We start from the raw sequence: 20,271 nt of genomic DNA, 5'->3' as shown, positions 1-20,271 counted from the left end.
AGCCTATGACCGAACGTCAACAGGCTATCTTGGCCGCCATCATTGAACAGTACGCTGAAATTGCGGCGCCAGTTGGCAGCGTGACGCTAGCCAAGTTGTTTGGCGTATCCAGCGCCACCATTCGCAGCGAAATGGCTAAGCTTGAGGAAATGGGTTTTATTGAGGCGCCGCACACCAGCGCTGGGCGAATTCCTACCGACAAAGGGTACCGCGTGTATGTCAATGGCATCACCGACGCGCAGATGACCGAGCTGCCGAGCGGTATCGATCGCAGTGCGAGAGCGATCGAAGCGCATGTCAATTCGCACGTTGATACGTCCGACCGAGCAATTCGTAGCGCCGTTGACAGCTTGGTGGAGTTGACGGGTAACTTTGGTTTTGCGTCGTTTGGTACGCACTTGTATATGAATGGCATGACGCAGCTGTTTTCTCAGCCAGAGTTTGTCGAGGGCGGACACGTGCAGGCGATTGCCGGGTTGATTGATAATATCGAGCCGTGGCTGCATGAAGCAGCGCCGAACCAGCCGCTGAATGTGTTTATTGGCAGTGAAAACCCGATTGGTAAAAGTAGTGGCGCTACGCTGATTATTAGTAAATTCCGCTCGCAGTTTAGTGATGATAGCTATATCGGTGTCATCGGCCCGACGCGGCAAAATTACCGCCGAACGATGGAGCTGGTTAGGCGAACCGGTGCGATGTTAGAGGAGGTATTGTAATGGCTGAATGGATTGGCGGACTACTGAGCGGCTTGCCAACGTGGCTAGTAGTGATTATTTTGATTATTATTTTCATGGCTATGGTAGTGTCTTTTCCCTGTACGTATGGCGACGAGCCGTTTTGGCCGTTTAGAAGGAGGAAAAAATGACGAAGAGTAAGGCTAAAAAAACTGAAGATTTGGAGCAGCAGTTGGGCGAGTTGACGTTGGATTTGCAGCGGACGCGGGCGGATTTTGAGAACTACCGCAAGCGTGTCGAGGCGGAAAAACAGTCAGCGCATCAAATGGGTCAGGCTAAGTCAGTGATGAAGCTGCTGCCAGTGATCGACACGATTGAGCGAGCGATTGCCAATGTGCCGGAGGAACTAGCGGATAACGCCTGGGCGAAAGGTGTGGCTGGCCTGAATAAACAGCTTGATAAGCAACTGAAAGAAATCGGCCTCGAGCAAATCGACGCTAAACCCGGCACAGTATTTAATCCTGAACTACACCAAGCTATTCAATTTGACGAATCAGCAGAAGGCGACAAAGAAGTGATTGCTGAGGAACTACGTGCTGGCTATACACTAGACGGCGTAGTAATTCGCGACGCGATGGTTAAAGTGACGCGCCAGTCATCGGAATCACCGCAGGCGGATGTCAAAGTAAACGCTGACGTATCAGAGAAATAATTGGTCGTCACAAAATAATTAGCACTCTTGACACGGGAGTGCTAATTATTTATACTGAAATAGTTGGCACTCGTTAATAAAGAGTGCTAAAATGAATATAAGCAAAAACCAGATGTGATCAAAACAAGAAAGGGGAATCATATGGGTAAAATTATCGGAATCGACCTCGGTACAACCAACAGCGCCTTTGCGTACATGCTGGCGGGTAAGCCAGAAGTTATCGCTAACGCTGAGGGCAATCGTACGACGCCATCAGTGGTAGCGATTAATAAAAAGGGCGAACGCTTGGTTGGGCAAGTAGCGCAGCGTCAGCGTGTGACTAATCCAAAGAACACAATTTATGGTGTCAAGCGCTTTATTGGCCGTAAGTTTGATGACAAAGAAGTCCAAAAAGACCGTGGCCTCATGCCGTTTAAGATCGTCAAGAAAGGTGCGGGTGTGGCCGTGGAAATGGGTGGCAAGGAATACACGCCAGAAGAAGTTTCAGCCATGATCCTCGGCAAAATCAAGGCCGACGCCGAGGCGTTCCTGGGCGAAAAAGTCACCGAAGCCGTCATCACCGTGCCAGCCTACTTTGACGATTCGCAGCGTCAGGCGACCAAGGATGCTGGTAAAATTGCCGGTCTGGAGGTCAAACGTATCATCAATGAGCCAACGGCAGCTGCTCTGGCGTACGGCTTGGAGAAGGGTAAAAATGATGAAACCATCGTGGTGTTTGACCTCGGTGGTGGTACCTTTGACGTTTCCATTCTGGAACTTGGCGATGGCGTGTTTGAGGTGAAAGCGACCAATGGTGACACCCACCTGGGCGGTGAGGACTTTGACAATGTTATCGTTAATTACTTCCTGGATGACTTTAAGTCTAAAGAAGGCATTGATCTGCGTAAAGACAATGCAGCCATGCAGCGCCTGAAGGACGAAGCCGAAAAGGCTAAGAAGGAGCTATCAACGGTTACTGAATATGAAGTCAATATTCCGTTCATTACCGCTGACGCTGACGGGCCAAAGCACTTTGAGCTGAGCCTGACGCGGGCCAAGCTGGAAGATTTGGTGAAAGATCTGTTGGCGCGCCTTGACGGTCCAGTCGAAAAAGCGCTCAAAGACGCCAAACTCTCTAAATCAGACATCCAAAACGTGGTGATGGTTGGCGGTATGACTCGTATGCCAGCAGTGGTTGAGCGGGTGAAGAAGCTGTTCGGCAAAGACCCAATGCAAGGCGTTAACCCAGACGAAGTGGTGGCAGTTGGTGCAGCTATTCAGGGTGGTGTGCTAGCTGGTGATGTTAAGGATGTGCTGCTTCTGGACGTAACACCATTGAGCCTCGGTATCGAGACGATGGGTGGTGTGTCAACCAAGCTGATTGAGCGTAATACCACAGTGCCAACCAGTAAGTCAGAAGTATTCTCGACCGCCGCTGACAATCAGCCGCAAGTGGAGATCCACGTCTTGCAGGGCGAGCGTGAATTCGCCAATGACAATAAGAGCTTGGGTCGCTTTGTGCTTGATGGTATCGCACCAGCACCACGTGGTGTGCCACAGATTGAAGTGACGTTCAATATTGACGCGAATGGCATCCTCAACGTCACCGCCAAAGATAAAGGCACCGGCAAGGAGCAATCGATTACCATCCAAAACTCTGGCAACATGAGTAAGGAAGATATCGAAAAGGCGCAAAAAGAAGCCGAGCTGCACGCTGACGAGGACAAGAAAAAGCGTGAGACTGTTGACGCTAAAAACCAGCTAGAAAACGCCATTTATCAGGCAAAGAAAATGCCAGATGAGTTCAAGGATAAAATTTCTGACGACGACAAGAAGGCGATTGACGAAGCGGTCAAGGAAGCAGAAAAGCACAAAGACGCTGACGACAAGGACGAACTAGAAGCGGCAGCCAAAGCACTACAGGACGCTATCATGCCAATTGGCGCCAAAATGTACCAGCAAGCCGCTGAGGACAACAAGGCTGGCGAGTCGAAGGACGACAAAAAGTCTGACAAAGACGAGCCAGTCGAAGGCGAGGTGGTTGACGAGAAATAACAGAGTCTGATGTAGGCTAATATAATACCCCAAGTCTCCGGGGTATTATATTTTTCGCTGGACGATACAGTTGAGTGGTGGAATTTTGGTAGTCGGCGGCGTACGATCAACTACGACAAGATCTCGGACAAGGTGAGCGGTAAAAAGTTGATTAATCGCATAGATCATTGCATCTGTATAGCGCTTCTCATCTGGCGGCGGTTGGTAGTTAGGATGGCTAAAACCAGGCGTTGCCCAACAGGCGCTAACCTGCACATGACGAGTATCTTCACGCAGAAGAGATGGTGCTACGACCATGTCGGCGCAGATTTGATTGAGTTGAATATGGCTGCTGGAGTGTCTGAGTGGTTAGGGCGGGCCGAAAATTACCCTCTTCACTGAGCGTAAGAAGCCATTTTCGCGACTTTGTTTCACATTGGCCATTGGTGATCTTCACGAGAGTGTTATACGGCAATTCCGTATCACCACAAAAACTGGGTGTGCCGACCATGAAGTCGGCATTGGGTAGATCGTGTGAAATCTCACATAGCTGCAAAATCCTCTCGCCAATTTCTTGTCGAAATCTTGCCACTTTCTCAAATGGTATATCAGTAATGGTTATCAATTCTGGACTAATGACTTGTCCTGAAACTTTGCTTGGCAAATTTTCGATATGATCTAGATAATCTTCCCATGTCTGGGCTGATACACCCGTCACTGGCTCGTCGTCTGAGTTGGTGAAATTAAACAACCCATTCTGACGATACCAGGTGACTTCAAGATCGGGACGAGGCATTGTGCGGAAGATCATAGTAACTTAAATATAACAATAATATATAGTATGTCAAATCACAACTATACTAAATACAGACTGGGCTAAAGAAAGGTCAGCGTAGAAGGGCCCTATGTCGCTTGAATATCGTCACCATGCTCCAATAATCACTATACGAGCCAACCACTAAATCCATAGCCTTGATTACCAAGCTCACGCATGTAGTATGAGCATTGTTGCTCCAGCTGCTCGGCGTTTCGTTTACCGTCGGTATCAATAGCTTCAATTTCGACAAAATTCCCGAGGCCCTGAACAGTGTCGATATGAAACTTGACATTGTCGATGAAGTAAATCTCGCGCTGCTTATCGACAACCACACGTACACCGAGTGCCGCCGTTAGCACCTCACCAATAGTTGAGTCTGGCGCCACGGGTGATAAGTTGATAGTCGATTGTTTTGGCCCGTCGGTGTCCGCCCGCTGATAAAAGATAAGGTTATTTTCGATCGGCCCCTGGCGCAATTTCAGGCGCCCCTCGGGTACATGAAAATACGTGTCAATTTGATGGTCAGTCCCCTTAAAGTCTGCGCCATGCTCACGTAGATAGTGGCGCACTGCCTCTTGATCGGTACACCGAGCCTTAATTTCTGAATTGATAATTGCTGTCTGTTTCATAACACCTCCTCTGTGCTCAGTATAGTACGGTCAAGGCTAGCACTCTTGCATGTCGAGTGCTAAAAGCGTATAATGAATACATATGAGTAAGCGCGATTATTATGAAGTGTTAGGTGTGTCGAAAACCGCCTCTGAGGATGAGATCAAGAAGGCTTTTCGTAAGGCAGCGGTCAAGTACCACCCCGACAAAGAAGGCGGCGATGAAGCCAAATTCAAGGAGGTCAATGAGGCGTATGAAGTCCTAAGAGACAAACAAAAGCGCCAGCGCTACGATCAGTTTGGTCATGCTGGCGTTGGCGGCGCGGCAGGCGGTGGCTTTGGTGGTAATCCGTTCGAAGGCTTTGGCGGGTTTGGCGGCCAAGATATCCACTTTGATTTTGGTGGCGGCGGTTTTGGCGACATTTTCAGTCAATTTTTCGGTGGCGGCGCGACTAGTTCACAGGGTGGTGCGCGGCGTGGTCGTGATGTTGAAACTAATGTGACTCTGAGTTTTGAAGAGGCGGTGTTTGGCGCAGAAAAGAATCTCAATGTGACCTTGGACACCGAGTGCGAACATTGTCATGGCGATGGCGTCGAGCCAGGCCATAGTCTAAAAACCTGCGATGACTGCAAGGGTTCTGGTCAGCAGACTCGCGTCATGAACTCGATTTTTGGACAAATTCAGCAGGCGGTCACCTGTCCAACCTGTCATGGCCGCGGCAAGGTCCCAGAGCAAAACTGTTCAGTCTGTGGCGGCAAGGGTACAACTCGCCAGCGCCAGGAGATTACGGTCAAGATCCCAGCCGGCATTGATGATGGCGCGACGATCCGCCTGCGTGATCGCGGTGAAGCAGTTCAGGGCGGCCCGCGCGGCGATCTATACGTTCACATTCGTGTCAAGGCGCATAAGAAGTTCACTCGTGAAGGCGACATTATCCTGTCGGAAGAGCATATCTCGATGGTTGAGGCAGCGCTGGGAACGGAAATTGATGTCGAAACTGTGGACGGCACGGTGCGAATGAAAATCCCAGCCGGCACCCAGTCGGGGACTGATTTTAAGTTATCAGGCCACGGCGTGCCACACTTACGCGATGACTCGCGCGGCCCGCACATTGTTGGCGTCATCGTTGATACGCCAACCAAACTGAGCAAGAAGCAGCGTGAACTACTGGAACAGTTTGATGGTGCGAGGAGGCGCGGACTGTTTTCGTAATGCGTACTTGCTTTTTTACATAAATATGCTATCATGAAAAAATGAGTATAGCGTCTGAAATAGCACCGCGCCAACCGCGAACGATTGAAGAGATTATTAATCCTCACAATCTTCCTGAAGCCGGGTTTCAGTCGTATACAGAACTTGTTAATAATGCGCTCGATCAGCGAGAGGACTTTATCGCTGGGAAGTTTCGTAATCCTCGCTTTGAACACCGGCGTCTTCGCGATATGTCGGCACTAGATAAGGGTGTTATAGCACTTGGTCGAGCTCGTGAAGAGGCGACTGATCGTGAGCCTGACTCAGTATTCCGTGAGGCGATTGGTTCGTCGCTTGCGTTTCGCATGGCGGAAATGGAATATGTGAAGTTGCTCGGTCAGCTAGAGTTTTTACATCATGAAGGGGGAAATCAAGAAGAGTTGAGTGAGGTGCAGGAGCAAGCTCGACAGCTTGGTCATGAATTATACGGTCAGCCGCAGCCAGAGATTCGTGATGCGGCGCTTAATGAGCTGTGGAATATACTAGATAGCAAAACCTATCACCCGACCGCACAGGTTTTGTACGATGAGTTAGCGAATGGCTTTACCTGGCAGGGTCAAGAGATGTCGGCGATGCTCCGTGCTGAAGATGATGAAGCACGACTTCCTCGCTTTGAGGATAATCAGGCATTGGAGTGGGCTGGTGAGCAGATTATTGAGCACAATGCTGATATTCAGGCGCTGGTGCAGGAGTTATGGGGCCAGAAAGTCAAAGAATGTGGTGAAGAATATGTATGCGGTCCAGCTGATATCGTCGAAGCGTTTCAAGCAGTGATCAATCTGCGCGACCCTGATCATACCAGCGGCGTAACGGTGAAGCTAGTAGAAAATAAGACTGCGCTATCTTGGGAATCTCCAGAGATGGCAGTGGTGGTTGGTGGGAAGCGAGCGCCGATCAAGACAAGTGATGAGCTGTTTCGTAAGGTACTACACGAATTTGGAGTACATGGGCAGCGTTCAATCAATGGACTGAAGACAAAGCTACCGGTCCTCGGGATGGGTTTGTTCACTGATACTCCACGACCAGATTACCTGACCTTTGAAGAGGGGCTGGCGACGACGGTTGAGGAAATGATTGGTGATACTGTGCCGAAATGGACAGCTGCAAAACTTGGCCACTACATTAATATCTCGCTGGCGGAGCAGGGTGCAGATTTTCGCACGGTGTTCGAGACAGCGTGGCGATATCGTCTACTTGGGAAGTTAAAGGATAATCAAGAGGTGACGCAGGAGATGATAGATAAAGAGCAGCGAATGGCATATGGGTCCTGTGTAAGGATCTTCCGTGGCACGCAGCCTGATATGGCGGACCGCCAGCCTGGGGTAGCGCTGCTAACCTTTAATAAAGACCTCGCTTATCTTGAGGGGCGTGTTCTGGCAATGCGACATTTGGAGAGTCTATACGCTAATCAGGACGTTGATGGAGCTACTCGTCTCTTTGCTGGTAAATATGATCCGACTAACCCCGAGCAGCAAGAGTTGATGATGAGGGCGCTTGCGGCGTAGGTACAAGAAGAGTATTCTCATATAAGATAATAGAGGTACTATCACTGTATGACAAATCAACTACAAGGGACATCACTTGCAATCTATAATGAACTAAAGAAGCGCAGTATCCCGGTAGCCGGCTATAAATCCGGGGGGACGTCGTGTATCGCGTTTCGTTACGCAGGCCGCATGCGATTTATAATGGGCAGCTCACCAGATATGTCTAATGGTACTAGCCGATCAATTTCTGATAACAAAGAGCTGACTGGTAAGCTTTTGGTGCAATCGGGTGAATTTGATCAATGGTTAGCGCCTTCAATGGTAGTGGGCGACGCGGCTGCTGCTGAGCAGTTTTTAAAAGAGCAGAGTGTGGTATGGTGAAGCCTATTGATGCCGCACATGGTAATGGGGTAACGACAAATACCGCCATATAGATGAATTGCAACAGGCAGTCAAGAGAGCGCAACAATACGCAAGGAAAGAGGGTGTACTGCTGCAGCGTCACATTGAGGGAAATGATTATCGGCTTATCGTGATAGATAGTGAGGTGGTTGCGGCAATTCAGCGCTGTCCCGCAGAAGTCTGGGGCGATGGGGTGCATATAACTCGTGAGCTGATTGACCTGGATAATATGACAAATCCTCGTTGCGGTCAGCTACCTCATGAAAAGTCCATGAATCTAATTGACCCAGAGGCCGTGCGGGCTTTTTGAGCGATGTTGAGTTGCGATGTATTCCATCCGATGGGACACGAGTACAAGTAACTGGTGTAGCGAATATTTCTAGTGGTGGCTATGCGCTAGAGTGCCTCAATAAAGTACCGAATGAAGTGAAGCAGATGGCTGTGCGAGTTACTGAATACTTCGGCCTGTTTATCTGCGGTGTTGACATTATGGCTCCCGATAATTTCCAAGGGGCGAAGTTAATTGAAATAAATGCATCCCCGGGCCTTATGCCGTACTATGATCCACTTGTCGGCATGCCTGCTAATGTTCCGGCTGTCTACGTCGACAAGCTTCTGGCTGCCTACAAACGAGCAGCTTCGTAGCTTGACTGATGTAGGTTTTTAGATTATAGTATATGGTGCATGACAGCACAAAAAACCATCATTGGTCGAAATGTGAAGGTGGACTTTGGTCGGCGGGCGGTTAATGTGCCAGCTAAAGTTGACACAGGTGCAGACGGCTCATCAGTGTGGGCAAGTAATATCCGCGTTGATAAAGACGGTGTCTTGAAGTTCTCGCTATTTGGTAAAGGCTCACCGTATTATAACGGCAAGGTGTTTCGGCGTACCGATTATTCGGTAGCGATGGTTAAGAGCGCCTCTGGCCATGAAATTATAAAATATCGGACACATTTTACCATTATATTGGCTGGCAAGAAGATTAAAGCGTTATTTAGCCTGTCTGATAGGGCTGTGCATAATTTTCCAGTGCTAATTGGACGACGGACATTAAGCGGTAAGTTTTTGGTTGACGTAAGTATGAATGAAGTAAGGAACCAGAAGAAATCACAGACTATAAGGCTAAATAAAGAACTAGCTAAAAATCCTCACAAGTTTTATAAAAAATACCATAAACCAAAGGATACGTAGTTATGAATATTGCGATTCTATCTAACGGTAACATCAACTACTCCACCCTTCGCCTCAAGGAAGAAGCTGAAAAGCGTGGTCATCGAGTTAAAGTTATCAAGTATAAAAATTGTTATGTGTCAATTGATGAGCGGCATCCAAAGGTTATTTATCGCGGCAGGGAAATCGGTAACTTTGACGTGTTCATCCCGCGAATTGCTAGCTATATGACGCGCTACGGGACGGCAGTGCTGCGGCAATTGGAAATGGCGAATCCGCAAGCATTTTTTATGAATCGGTCTATCGCCATCAGTCGTTCGCGCGATAAACTACGATCGGTGCAGCTGCTGGCCCGGGCTGGGGTGTCGATCCCAAAGACGGTGTTCTCGCGCAATGAAACGGATATCGATGTACTGCTGGATGAGATTGGCGGTACGCCGGCGATCATCAAGTTGGCGCGCGGCACCCACGGCAATGGCGTGGTACTGGCGGAGACAATTAAAGCCGCTAAGTCGGTTATGCAAGCGTTTTACCTCAGTGATTCTGACGGCACAAACGTGCTATTGCAGGAATTTATCAAGGAGTCGGCCGGCACCGATATTCGGGCATTTGTGGTCGGTAGTCAAGTGGTGGCTAGTATGAAGCGGCAGAGTTTGGATGATGATTTTCGCAGCAATTTGCATAAAGGCGGCGAGGGGACGGTCGTCAAGTTGACGCCCGATGAGCGAAAAATGTGCGTCAAGGCCGCCAAGGCGATGGGGCTGGTAGTGGCCGGCGTCGACTTTATGCGCTCGAACCGCGGCGCGCTGGTATTGGAGGTGAACGCCAGTCCAGGATTTGGCATCGAAAAAGTCACGGGCCGCAATGTGGCTGGTCGAATCATCGACTATATTGATCGCAACGCCAAGCGTGGTAACAAAAAAGATAAAGTCGGCGCCTGAAGCTAAACTTGCTATAATGGGAGTATGAATGCGAAGTCGGCGTCGATAGTGCAGCGGATCATCGTTTGGGTGATCGTGCTCGGCGTGTTGGCCGGGATCGGCTACGGCGTATGGGCGGTGACGCGCCAGATGAATAAAACGTACACGACGGTTGATATTGGCAAGGGTACATTTCGAGTAGAGGTCGCTGATACGGACGAGACGCGGGCGCGAGGCTTGGGTGGTCGGCAGGAGCTGGGCAAGAGCGAGGGGATGTTGTTCGTGGCCGAGAAAGATGGTGATATACCAATGTGGATGAAGGATATGCGTGTCCCGATTGATATCATTTGGCTGGATGCCAAGAAAAAGGTCGTGCATGTCAAGCGTGATGTCTGGCCCGATAATGAGCCGCACGAAGTGTATCACACGCCAGTTCCGGCGCGGTACGTGTTGGAGCTGCCGGCAGGTAGTGCCAAGGAACACAGCATCAAACCGGGCGTGACTGCGCGGTTTACGACGGAGGGGAAGCGATGAGTGTAGTGTTGTTATTTGGTGGCGTGGCCGTGGTGGTGACGGCCTTGGCTTTTGTGTTAAATCGGCGATTTGGCGTGTTGGCGTTGGCGCTGGCGGCTGGCGCATTGCTGGCGGAGTTGTGGGCGGAGTGGCTGGCCGGGGTGATCGGTGGGCTGGGCATCAGTAACGTAGCAGGGCTACCGAATGGTGTCGTGGCGACGATTATCCTCACGGTGGGGCCGCTGGTGCTATTATTAATCACTGGGCCAAAGGGACCTGGCAAGTTGCTACGGCTGATCTCGGCGGTGCTGGTCGGTGTCTTAGTAGCGGCGGTGCTGGTGCGGCCGCTGGGCAAATTTATGACCTTGAACGCGGAGGCGATGCAGACGTACAAATTGCTGAGCGACTGGTGGTACTATGCGGCGACCGTTGGACTAGTGGCGGGGCTGCTTGACATGAGCTTGCCGCTTCATACCAAGGCGCCCGCTGCCAAGAAAACAAAGCGTTGAAAACGGAGTTCCTCTGTGATAAAATGTGAAAAGTCGCGTTCTCGCTTCGTTGCGCTGCGCGTCATGTGCGGGCCCATAGCTCAGTTGGTTAGAGCACCTGCCTTTTAAGCAGGGTGTCCCGGGTTCAAGCCCCGGTGGGCCCTCCAAGTGGAGTACAATCCTAGTTCATGAACTAGGATTTTTTATTGTATCCATTTCAGGTGATTTGATGTAAGTCTGGCCGCACTTCGCGTATACTAACTATATGAAGTCTCTCGGCCTCACCCAGCGTTTGCATGTGTCGTGGCTGTTGGCGGCAGCTGGTGTCGGCATCGTCATCGGCGTTATCAGCGTAATGCGAGCGCCATACGGGCTGTTTGCTGGCTGGATGTGGTTGGTGGCGGGAATGGTATTGACTGCGGCGTCGTTCATCGGGGCGCGGCGCTGGCTGATCATAGTGGCTCTAGTCGGCGGAGTGCTCATTGGGCTGTGGCGAGGTAGTTTTGGGCAGATTGGCCTGGAGCACTATCAAACACTGATCGGTCAAACGGCGCGGCTGAGCGGGCGGGTGCTGGAAGATCCTGATGTTGATAAAAAGGGGCAGACAGTGCTGCGCCTGGGCAATATTGTAAGCAATGATCGACGGCTGCCGGGTAGTGTCTGGGTGGTGACGAGGCATAGCCAGGCCATAAAACGCAGCGATGTGGTCACCGTGCGGGGTATGCTGAGCGATGGGTTCGGGGCGTTTGCGGCGCGGATGTCCAGGGCAGCGGTTGAACGAGTGACGCGCGAGCAACCGGGCGACGTGGCGGTGGGCGTGCGTGATTGGTTTGCGGAGCGGGTGCGACGGTACGTCCCGGAGTCGGAGGCGGCGCTGGGTCTCGGGTTCTTGATGGGGTTACGGCGGGCATTGCCGCTGGAATTGATGACGGCGCTGCAGGTCGCAGGCTTGACGCACGTCATCGTGGCGAGTGGGTATAACTTAACAATTTTGGTGCGGCTGGCGCGGCGACTGTTTGTTCGGGTGTCAAAATATCTGGCAGCACTGAGCGCTGGTGTGATGATCATCGGCTTTATGGCGATGACTGGTCTCAGTCCGAGCATGTCGCGGGCCGGGTTGGTGGCGGGCCTGAGCCTGGCCGCGTGGTATTATGGCCGGACGATTCATCCGCTGGTGCTGCTACCGGTCGCTGCGGCGATGACGCTACTCATCAATCCGCAGTTTGGCTGGAATGACCTCGGCTGGCAATTGAGCTTTGCGGCGTTTAGTGGGGTGATTATCCTGGCGCCGCTGCTGCAGCGATACTTTTTTGGCACGAAGTCGCCCGGGGTGATCCGGCAGATTATCGGCGAGACGGTGTCAGCCCAGATCATGACATTACCGCTGCTCGTAGCGTCATTTGGTGTGATCAGCAACGTGGCGCTGATCGCGAATGTGCTAATCTTGCCATTGGTGCCGCTGGCGATGCTGCTGACCTTTGTGGTTGGCGTGTGCGCGGATGTGCCGCTGGTGGCTGGACTCGTTGCCGCGCCGACGACGTGGCTGCTCCAGTATATGGTCGGCGTCGCCAGGTGGCTGGCCGGGCTGGACTGGGCGCAGCTGGAAGTAAACTTGAGCTGGCTGTGGGTGGTCATGGCCTACCTCGTTATTATCGGGGCGATGTGGTGGATGCGGCGACAGACCGGGCTGCGGCTACGCGAAAGTAATGTGGTTGAGTAGCGTGGACGATTGTGATAGGCTATCCCGCTCATGCTTGAGGAAACCTGATGGATGTACTACTATGGGTTCATTCAGCTAATCCCTCGGGGTGAGTGAGCGCGGGTTCGGCCCTCGGGCGGCTGGTGAGGCAACTATATATTACTTAGTTCGGAGGAGTGAAATGGGCAAAGAAAGAGTAGGTGGAAGTAACGGTAATCAAGGCTCAATGGATTCATGGAAGGGGCTAGCAGCCGCATCAAATAATGATGGTGAGCAACAGCCTGATGGGACTGAAGTCCATGAGGATGTACAGGGTGGTGATGAGGTGCAGAGAGAACAGGAGGTGGCTGCTCCGATGACGTTTGATGATCTTTGCCGAACAGTTACTGCAATGAACGACGTATATCGGGAATACAACAACAAGAAAGGCAACACCAAGCCGGGTACTCAACGGCAACGTGAGGAAATTTTGGCTGACCAAGCAGAACGAATCGAACAAGCTCAGAGAGAGTTTGACGAGCGGCGCAGGATAATTAGAAAGGCAACATCTGCGCGGCTGCAGCAAATTGAGGAATCGACGGAGGCTGCCCGGGCGTATGCCCAGGAGCTAGACCTGGTTCAAAAAGAGAGCTCGGCGCTCATGAATGAGGCGATAGCACCCCTCGCTGCAGCCGATAAGGCTAGCGATGAGAAATTACGTCAATTTATTCATGACTTTGATGAGCAGCGGGAGCGAGGCGAGCTAACACTTGATGACGTAGAGTTATGGTATTTTGTGGTGGCTATTGCCGAAAGGAACTCTTGGCAGCGAAAAAATGTCCTGCGAACCAGTGCAGACCTTGAGAGTGAAGAGGCCGCCCCCTGGGAAGTGAAGGTAGGTGAGAAATCTCCTGTAGCATACGCAACAAATGATCGTGAAGCTTTATCAGGGAGCCGCCGGCGTGCTGCTCTACAATTGCCGCTGGGTATTTTGAGGCGGAACAAGGACGTGATTGAGGGGTATATAAGAGGGGTCTTGGAGCCGTATGCTCGTGAGGGCATTATCTCTTCTCGATATAGTGTACATGTCGATGAAGAAAGCTATTACGACGGGGTACATATCAGGGAGGTACGCATAGAATCAAATTGTGGTGGCTTCGTTCTCTCAGAAGGCACTACCAACCAGCCTGATAGTTAACCCCTCGCCCGTTTTCTGCTATACTAAAAGAAACGAATTTTCTGGAGGCATACATGTCAGGACACAGTAAATGGGCGACGACGCACCGGCAGAAAGCGATTGTTGACGCGAAGCGTGGCGCAATTTTCACCAAGTTGGGTAATCAAATTGCCATTGCGGCACGCGGCGGCACTGACCCAGCGCTCAATTCGAGCTTGGCAATGGCGATTGAGAAGGCTAAGGCCGCTAACATGCCAAGTGCTAACATTCAGCGGGCGATCGACCGCGTGGCGGATAAGAGCGCGGCGGCGCTGGAGGAAATTACCTATGAAGGCTACGGCCCGGGTGGCGTCGGCATCATCATCGAGACGGCGACTGACAACCGCAACCGCACCTTGCCAGAGGTGAAAACGGCGTTGGTGAAGAACGGCGGGCGAATTGCTGACGCTGGTAGCGTGGCGTTTCAGTTTACCCGCAAGGGTGTGATCACCGTGGCGGGTACGGGCGAGGAATTGCTGCTCCAGATTTTGGATGCTGGCGCTGAGGATGCGGTTGAGGAAGACGGCGAGATTATTGTCTATACCGAACTGAAGGATCTGGCGAGTGTTAGAAATCAGCTGGTTGAGCAGGGTTTGAAGGTGAAAGACGCCGAGCTGCGCTACATCGCCAACACACCGGTTGAGATTGCCGATTCAGAAACTGCACAGAAATTGATGAAGGTGGTTGATGCGCTGGACGACCTGGACGACGTGGTGAATGTGCATACCAATGCCGATATCACTGCGGAGTGACCTGCGTTTAGGCCATGTATTGACGGTATATCGAGCGCCTCCGACGGCGCTCTTTTTGCGTTTCGGAGGAATTTCTTTTACAATATAATCAGTCAACATAAGCCGAGCAGGGAGTTCACAATGAAGGTTTTGACCCGCCTACTACTTATGTCAACGATAATTGCGCTGGTGTTTCAGCCGGTGGTGGCGTTTGCGAGCGACTCCCCGCCAGAGGCTGCACCTCCTGCTGGTGGCTCGACATCGGTTGCGCCAACGGACACGCCTGCGCCGCGTCCAGCCAATCCAGTGCCCAGCCCGGCAGCTCCGACCAGGCCATTAGCCCCAGCAGCGGCCACGCCGGACACAGCTTCTGGCAGTACGTCTACGTCTACGTCTACACCCGCTCCGTCAACACCCACACCAGTCAAGCCAACGCCTTCTGAACCTCCTGCACCGTCAGCTACGGCTCGCACATCGGCCAAACTCTTGATCACCAAAGTCGGCCTCGATACAGCGCGCGGCACCTACGTCGAACTCTATAATCCGTCATCGCAACCTGTCAATCTGACGGGCTGGACGCTGCAGTATGTTAATCAGAAGGGACAGGTGACGACGCTCAAAATAATCTCGACCGACCTAATAGTGCCGGCGGGCGGGGTATTGGTGATCGGTGATAGCCGGCTAACCGATGAGCAGACCGACCTGCGGTTTGATAGCCAGAAAGTGCTGGCAAAAACCGGCGGCTCTGTCAAATTGGTGAGGAGTGATGGGCAGGTGTCGGATCTGGTCGGCTGGGGCGCGGCGTCAGCGCGTGAGGGTAGCCCGATTACGCTGGGTGGCAAGCTACACGCCTGGCGCTGCCAAACAAATGGCGTGGTGACTGATACGGATAATAACGCCAGCGATTTTTCGGTCGGCGAGGCGCCGCGTCTACGTGAACTGCCAGCGTGCAGTGAGCCTGACGAGCCACGTCCGCCAGTTGATCCGACACCACCGAGTAATCGTTGCAGCGGCTTGAAGTTGCATGAGATTGCGACCAATGTTGACACACCGTTTATCGAGATCATTAACGCCGGGACCAGTGACCTCGACCTCACTGGCTGCACCATTCTCGTCAAAGGTCGGGGTAAGCACAAGGACACGACACATACGTTCAAGAATATTGAGCTGGCAGCCGGGGCGCTGCATGTCGTTCGGCTGGCAGAGACAAATCTCAAACTGACAAAAACCGGTGGCGGCGAGGTGTACGCGCTGGATGCTAGTGGCAATAAGATCGACCAGACGTTATTTGCTGGTCTGGCTAAAGACTCGTCGTGGAGTTTGCTTGACGGGGAATGGAAGGTGACATTTTCACCGACGCCGGCTCGGCCCAACGAATTCAAGCAGTGGCCAGATTGCAAGGCGGGCTATGTGCGTCACGAGCTCACGGGTCGTTGCGTCAAGGAGCCGGTGGAGCCAGTGCCGACGCCGTGCCGTCCGGGGCAGTACCGTTCGCCGGAGACGGGCCGCTGTCGTAATATCGTACGCGAGCCGGAACTCGCGCCGTGTAAGCCCGGCCAATATCGTTCACCAGAAACCGGTCGGTGCCGCAACATCAGCAAGCTCAAAACCCAAACGCCGTGTCGTGAAGGGTACTATCGGAGCGAGATAACCGGTCGGTGTCGGTCGATTGCAGCCGCAGCCGCCAAAACTCTGAAGCCATGTCCCGACGGTAAGTTTCGTAATCCCGCCACCGGGCGCTGTAAGAAAATTGCCGCTGATAGTGACGTGTTGAAGGAGTGTGCCGAAGGCTTTGAGCGCAATCCAAAGACAAAGCGCTGCCGCAAGGTCGCGCTGGCTACTGCACCAAAAACTGGCTTTGCGCCGGAGCAGGTCAAGCAGGTGACGGGCGCGATGTGGGGCTGGTGGGTGCTCGGCGGCGTCAGTCTGCTGGCGGTTGGTTATGCTGGCTGGCAGTGGCGCTGGGAAATTGGCCGAGCTGCTATGCGGCTGAAACACGCCATCACGCGCGGCAAGTGATAACTCGGCGAGGAGCTCGTCGAGGTGGCCGCCCGCATTAATTATTGTCACTCGGCCGGGTGCTATAATAAACGCATGAGAATTATTGGCATTGATCCAGGGACTGGCATTTTGGGTTTTGGCGTGATTGACACGAAGCAGGGCGGCTACCGGCTGGTAACGGCCGGCGTGATCAAGACGCCCGCCCACACGCCGCTAGACGAGCGGCTGGCGGAGATTTTTGACGGCCTGACGGAGATCATCGCTGAGACCAAACCTGAGGTGATGTCGATTGAAAAGTTGTTTTTTGCCCGCAATGTTACTACTGCTATCTCTGTGGCTCATGCTCGTGGCGTGGCGATGCTGACTGGACACAAGGCGGGTCTCGCGATCAGTGAATACACGCCGCTACAGATCAAACAGACACTAACCGGTTATGGTAAAGCTGACAAAAAACAAATCCAGGAAATGGTGCGCCTTAACTTAGGTCTCAGCCAGCCCCCCAAGCCAGATGACTGCGCCGATGCACTCGCGGCAGCCATCACCCACGCAGCGATGACGCGCCGTGGCGTGGTATAATTGATATATGGTGCAATTAGGCAAGGGAAAACGAGCTCCGATAAAGAAGCAGCCGCCGCACATGGGTCGGTATGCCAATCTCGGTCAAGTCAAGGCGAAATCCGGTAAATTACCGCGTCAACACAAACACTTTTTGTGGTTTTGGCGGCTGAGCCGGCCGAAAAAAATTATGGTGTGTCTGCTGCCGATTCTACTGTTTTTGATCATCGTGCCGATTGCCAGTTATTTTTATTATGCGCACGACATCGGCGATCAAGAGCGGCTGATGAACCGCAATAATACCGGTATCGTGCTGACTGACGCCAAGGATAAGGTGATTTATAGTGTTGGTAATGCCGAGCGGCGGAACTTGGTGCAGCTCAACGATATCTCCGAGAGTATGAAAAAGGCGCTGATCGCCAGTGAGGATAAAGATTTTTATAAGCACAGCGGCTTTAATGTCTTCAGTATTTTCCGGGCGGCGATCACGCGGCACGGCGGTGGCTCAACCCTGACACAGCAGCTGGTCAAGAATAACTTGCTCAGCAATGAACATAGCTTTATGCGCAAATACCAAGAGCTATTTATGGCCATCGCCATTGAGCAAAATTACAGCAAAGAGCAGATCTTGATGATGTACCTCAACTCAGTGTACTTTGGTGAAAACGCCTTTGGTATCGAGGAGGCGGCCAAGGTGTATTTCAATAAGTCGCCGAAGGATTTGACACTGGCCGAGAGCAGTATGCTGGTTGGTGTGCTGCCGGCACCTAGCCGCTATTCACCGATCAGCGGCAACGCCGAATACGCCAAGCAGCGCCAAAGGACGGTGCTCGGTCGGATGCAGACCGAAGGCTTTATCACCGAGGAACAGAAGCAGCAGGCGGAAGCTACACAGCTAGCATATACTGGTGGTGGCGCGGCTCACACAAATTCCGCAGCGCCGCATTTTGCCGAGATGGTCATCAAACAGCTCAGCGACAAATATGGCTACGAAAAAGTCATGCGCTCGGGCTACCGCGTCAAGACCTCGCTGAATCTCGACACCCAACAGCTCCTTCAAGAGAATATCGCTAAACAAATGAAGCAGATCAATCGCCTGGGCGGTACCAACGCCAGCGGTATCGTTATTGATCCAAAAACCGGCGAGGTGCGGGCACTGGTTGGCAGTGCTGATTACAATAACGCCGAGTGGGGCAAGGTCAATATGGTGACCACGCCGCGCCAGCCTGGTTCGAGCTTCAAGCCGCTGTATTATGCGCAAGCGATGGCTGATGGCGCCATCACGCCGGCGACAGTTTTTGATGATAAATTAACTGACTTCAATGGTTATGTGCCCTACAACGCTACTCGCCGCTGGAACGGCAAGGTGACGACGCGCAAGTCGCTCAGCTGGTCGCTGAATATCCCGAGCGTTTTGATCATGCAAAAGTATGGCATCAATCGCTCCATCCAAGCTGTCAAGAAACTCGGTATCAGCACGCTGGACGAAAACAAAAATTACGGATTGTCACTGGCGCTTGGCTCGGCCGAGGTGCGCCTAAGCGAGATGACAAACGCCTACGCGGCCTTTGCCAATGGCGGTACGCAGTACGAATCGCTCAATCTCATCACTGAAGTCAAGGACAAGTTCAACAAAAACGCGTCGTGGAAAACAGCCAGTACGCGCCAAGCGATTAGCCAAGGTGGCGCCTATCTTATCTCCAGCATTCTGTCGGATAACGCCGCGCGGGCGGGGATGTTTGGTAGCAGCCTGACGGTGGGCGGTAAAACGGTCGCGGTCAAGACGGGTACCACCAATGATAACCGCGATGCCTGGACGATTGGCTACACGCCGCAATACGCTGTCGGCGTGTGGGTTGGTAATAACAACAATAAGGTCATGAACAGCGGTGGATCGGATGTGGCAGCACCAATTTGGCGGGCGACGATGACCAAGCTGCTGGCAGGCGCAAAAACTGGCTTCGACGTGCCAAGCAGTGTTGTTCAGCGAAGTGTGTGCAGTAGTAATGGTGGCCTGGCTGATGATTCCAGCCCCGGTGCTTACAAAGAATATTTTCTCTCGAGCGCCATTCCGACCGAGAAATGTGATCAGACCAAGCCAAAGATCGAGGTCTGTAACCTCGCGATCAAGCAAATGGAGTCAATTTTTGAAGATCAATTTGACGCCGCTAAATATTCCAAGAACGCTGCTGATTGTCGGCAAACGCCCACCACTAAGCAGATCACCGTCTGTGACCTAGCTACCAGGCGGCTCATCACCATCAGCGAAGACAAATTTGATGCGACGAAACATTCGCGAAAGACTGCGTCGTGTGGTAGTACCGGCGATGACGACCAGAACCCGGGCGGCGGTAATGGCAGTGGTGGTGGCAGCGGTGGCGGTTCGGGTGGTGGCAGTGGCGGCACTTCGCCCGGCCCGACCAATCCTCCGGGCGGCGGAGACAGACGACCGTGATCGCCCATCTCTCAGGTACAATCGCTGAAAAATTTGGTGCCGGCAGCATCGTGATTGACGTTCACGGCGTCGGTTATGAAGTGAGCGTGTCGGCTGGTGATTTCGAGGCGGTGGCGCTCAGTCAAGACGCTAAGTTTTACACCTATCATCATGTGCGTGAGCAGACGGAAGAGCTATTCGGTTTTTCTAGTTTGGCTGCAAAAAAGCTGTTTGAAATGCTGATTACTGTTCAGGGCGTCGGGCCAAAGGCGGCGCTAGCCATCCTCAGCCTGGGCGATGCGGAGCACGTCCGTAACGCCATCGCTAACGCTGATCATGCGTTTGTGCAACAAGCTGCTGGCGTCGGTAAAAAAACCGCCGAACGCGTGGTGGTTGATTTGAGTGATAAAGTTGGCTTGCCAACGCAATATGGTCGAGCAGCCGCGCCAGTCCAGACTGAATTGAATACTTCCGACGAAGCGTTAGAGGCACTGATGGCGCTGGGCTATACCTTGGCTGACGCCACTAAGGCGCTGGAAAATATCGATGTCAATCTGCCGACGGCCCAGCGGGTAACTGAGGCACTGAAGAAATGATTTT

General features: G+C 52.4%; 21 protein-coding genes and 1 tRNA gene. 20 read left to right on the top strand and 2 right to left on the bottom strand.

Annotated elements, in window-relative coordinates; all coding sequences use genetic code 11:
* The first annotated feature begins 5 nt into the window (after positions 1 to 5).
* The 3 genes from FBF26_04100 (at position 6) to dnaK (ending at position 3,420) form a co-directional block, all read left to right on the top strand.
* Complete coding sequence (locus FBF26_04100) at positions 6 to 716, top strand: transcriptional regulator (GenBank protein ID QJU10419.1); 711 nt, start codon at positions 6 to 8, stop codon at positions 714 to 716.
* Positions 717 to 861: 145 nt separating this feature from the next.
* Positions 862 to 1,386, top strand: a complete 525-nt coding sequence (locus tag FBF26_04095) for a nucleotide exchange factor GrpE (GenBank protein ID QJU10418.1) — start codon at positions 862 to 864, stop codon at positions 1,384 to 1,386.
* 141 nt (positions 1,387 to 1,527) lie between these two features.
* Positions 1,528 to 3,420 (top strand): molecular chaperone DnaK, encoded by a 1,893-nt coding sequence (dnaK, locus tag FBF26_04090; GenBank protein ID QJU10417.1) that lies wholly within the window; start codon positions 1,528 to 1,530, stop codon positions 3,418 to 3,420.
* Between the two features lie 268 nt (positions 3,421 to 3,688).
* Here dnaK and FBF26_04085 read toward each other — a convergent pair whose 3' ends face one another.
* The gene (locus FBF26_04085) at positions 3,689 to 4,210 is read right to left on the bottom strand and encodes a hypothetical protein (GenBank protein QJU10416.1); all 522 of its coding nucleotides are present in this window, start codon (positions 4,208 to 4,210) and stop codon (positions 3,689 to 3,691) included.
* A 131-nt stretch (positions 4,211 to 4,341) separates the two neighbouring features.
* Positions 4,342 to 4,845 carry a CYTH domain-containing protein gene (locus FBF26_04080; GenBank protein ID QJU10415.1) on the bottom strand — a complete coding sequence of 168 codons (504 nt, stop codon included), beginning with the start codon at positions 4,843 to 4,845 and terminating at the stop codon, positions 4,342 to 4,344.
* Positions 4,846 to 4,927: 82 nt separating this feature from the next.
* On the opposite strand from FBF26_04080, the gene dnaJ reads away from it, so the two are divergent.
* The 17 genes from dnaJ (at position 4,928) to ruvA (ending at position 20,267) form a co-directional block, all read left to right on the top strand.
* Entirely contained in the window at positions 4,928 to 6,037 is a 1,110-nt protein-coding gene (dnaJ, locus tag FBF26_04075; GenBank protein ID QJU10414.1) for a molecular chaperone DnaJ, read from the top strand.
* 41 nt (positions 6,038 to 6,078) lie between these two features.
* Positions 6,079 to 7,581, top strand: coding sequence for a DUF1704 domain-containing protein (locus FBF26_04070; protein ID QJU10413.1), 1,503 nt, complete (start codon positions 6,079 to 6,081; stop codon positions 7,579 to 7,581).
* 48 nt (positions 7,582 to 7,629) lie between these two features.
* Positions 7,630 to 7,944 carry a hypothetical protein gene (locus FBF26_04065; protein ID QJU10412.1) on the top strand — a complete coding sequence of 105 codons (315 nt, stop codon included), beginning with the start codon at positions 7,630 to 7,632 and terminating at the stop codon, positions 7,942 to 7,944.
* A gap of 58 nt (positions 7,945 to 8,002) precedes the next feature.
* Positions 8,003 to 8,275 (top strand): hypothetical protein, encoded by a 273-nt coding sequence (locus tag FBF26_04060; GenBank protein QJU10411.1) that lies wholly within the window; start codon positions 8,003 to 8,005, stop codon positions 8,273 to 8,275.
* A complete protein-coding gene (locus tag FBF26_04055) occupies positions 8,272 to 8,610 on the top strand; it encodes a hypothetical protein (protein ID QJU10410.1) in 339 nt (112 codons plus the stop codon). The genes FBF26_04060 and FBF26_04055 overlap by 4 nt, the downstream gene beginning before the upstream one ends.
* Before the next feature lie 39 nt (positions 8,611 to 8,649).
* Positions 8,650 to 9,156, top strand: a complete 507-nt coding sequence (locus tag FBF26_04050; protein QJU10409.1) for a hypothetical protein — start codon at positions 8,650 to 8,652, stop codon at positions 9,154 to 9,156.
* A 2-nt stretch (positions 9,157 to 9,158) separates the two neighbouring features.
* Positions 9,159 to 10,076 carry a RimK family alpha-L-glutamate ligase gene (locus FBF26_04045; GenBank protein ID QJU10408.1) on the top strand — a complete coding sequence of 306 codons (918 nt, stop codon included), beginning with the start codon at positions 9,159 to 9,161 and terminating at the stop codon, positions 10,074 to 10,076.
* Between the two features lie 24 nt (positions 10,077 to 10,100).
* Positions 10,101 to 10,589: a DUF192 domain-containing protein gene (locus FBF26_04040; GenBank protein ID QJU10407.1), complete on the top strand. Its 489-nt coding sequence runs from the start codon at positions 10,101 to 10,103 to the stop codon at positions 10,587 to 10,589.
* Positions 10,586 to 11,077: a hypothetical protein gene (locus FBF26_04035; protein QJU10406.1), complete on the top strand. Its 492-nt coding sequence runs from the start codon at positions 10,586 to 10,588 to the stop codon at positions 11,075 to 11,077. The genes FBF26_04040 and FBF26_04035 overlap by 4 nt, the downstream gene beginning before the upstream one ends.
* A gap of 69 nt (positions 11,078 to 11,146) precedes the next feature.
* Positions 11,147 to 11,223, top strand: a tRNA-Lys gene (locus tag FBF26_04030).
* Positions 11,224 to 11,321: 98 nt separating this feature from the next.
* Entirely contained in the window at positions 11,322 to 12,776 is a 1,455-nt protein-coding gene (locus tag FBF26_04025; protein QJU10405.1) for a ComEC family competence protein, read from the top strand.
* 160 nt (positions 12,777 to 12,936) lie between these two features.
* Positions 12,937 to 13,932 carry a hypothetical protein gene (locus FBF26_04020; GenBank protein QJU10404.1) on the top strand — a complete coding sequence of 332 codons (996 nt, stop codon included), beginning with the start codon at positions 12,937 to 12,939 and terminating at the stop codon, positions 13,930 to 13,932.
* A 53-nt stretch (positions 13,933 to 13,985) separates the two neighbouring features.
* Positions 13,986 to 14,702 (top strand): YebC/PmpR family DNA-binding transcriptional regulator, encoded by a 717-nt coding sequence (locus tag FBF26_04015; protein ID QJU10403.1) that lies wholly within the window; start codon positions 13,986 to 13,988, stop codon positions 14,700 to 14,702.
* 120 nt (positions 14,703 to 14,822) lie between these two features.
* Positions 14,823 to 16,700, top strand: coding sequence for a hypothetical protein (locus tag FBF26_04010; GenBank protein ID QJU10402.1), 1,878 nt, complete (start codon positions 14,823 to 14,825; stop codon positions 16,698 to 16,700).
* A 75-nt stretch (positions 16,701 to 16,775) separates the two neighbouring features.
* Entirely contained in the window at positions 16,776 to 17,258 is a 483-nt protein-coding gene (ruvC, locus tag FBF26_04005) for a crossover junction endodeoxyribonuclease RuvC (GenBank protein QJU10401.1), read from the top strand.
* 7 nt (positions 17,259 to 17,265) lie between these two features.
* Positions 17,266 to 19,692: a PBP1A family penicillin-binding protein gene (locus FBF26_04000; protein QJU10400.1), complete on the top strand. Its 2,427-nt coding sequence runs from the start codon at positions 17,266 to 17,268 to the stop codon at positions 19,690 to 19,692.
* On the top strand, positions 19,689 to 20,267 hold the full coding sequence (gene ruvA, locus FBF26_03995; protein QJU10399.1) for a Holliday junction branch migration protein RuvA: 579 nt from the start codon (positions 19,689 to 19,691) through the stop codon (positions 20,265 to 20,267). Before FBF26_04000 ends, ruvA begins: the two co-directional genes overlap by 4 nt.
* Positions 20,268 to 20,271 lie beyond the last annotated feature (4 nt).

Source organism: Candidatus Saccharibacteria bacterium oral taxon 488 (genome assembly GCA_013100825.1).
Classification (GTDB): domain Bacteria; phylum Patescibacteriota; class Saccharimonadia; order Saccharimonadales; family Saccharimonadaceae; genus Nanosynbacter.
This window is presented reverse-complemented; position numbering and strand designations above follow the sequence as displayed.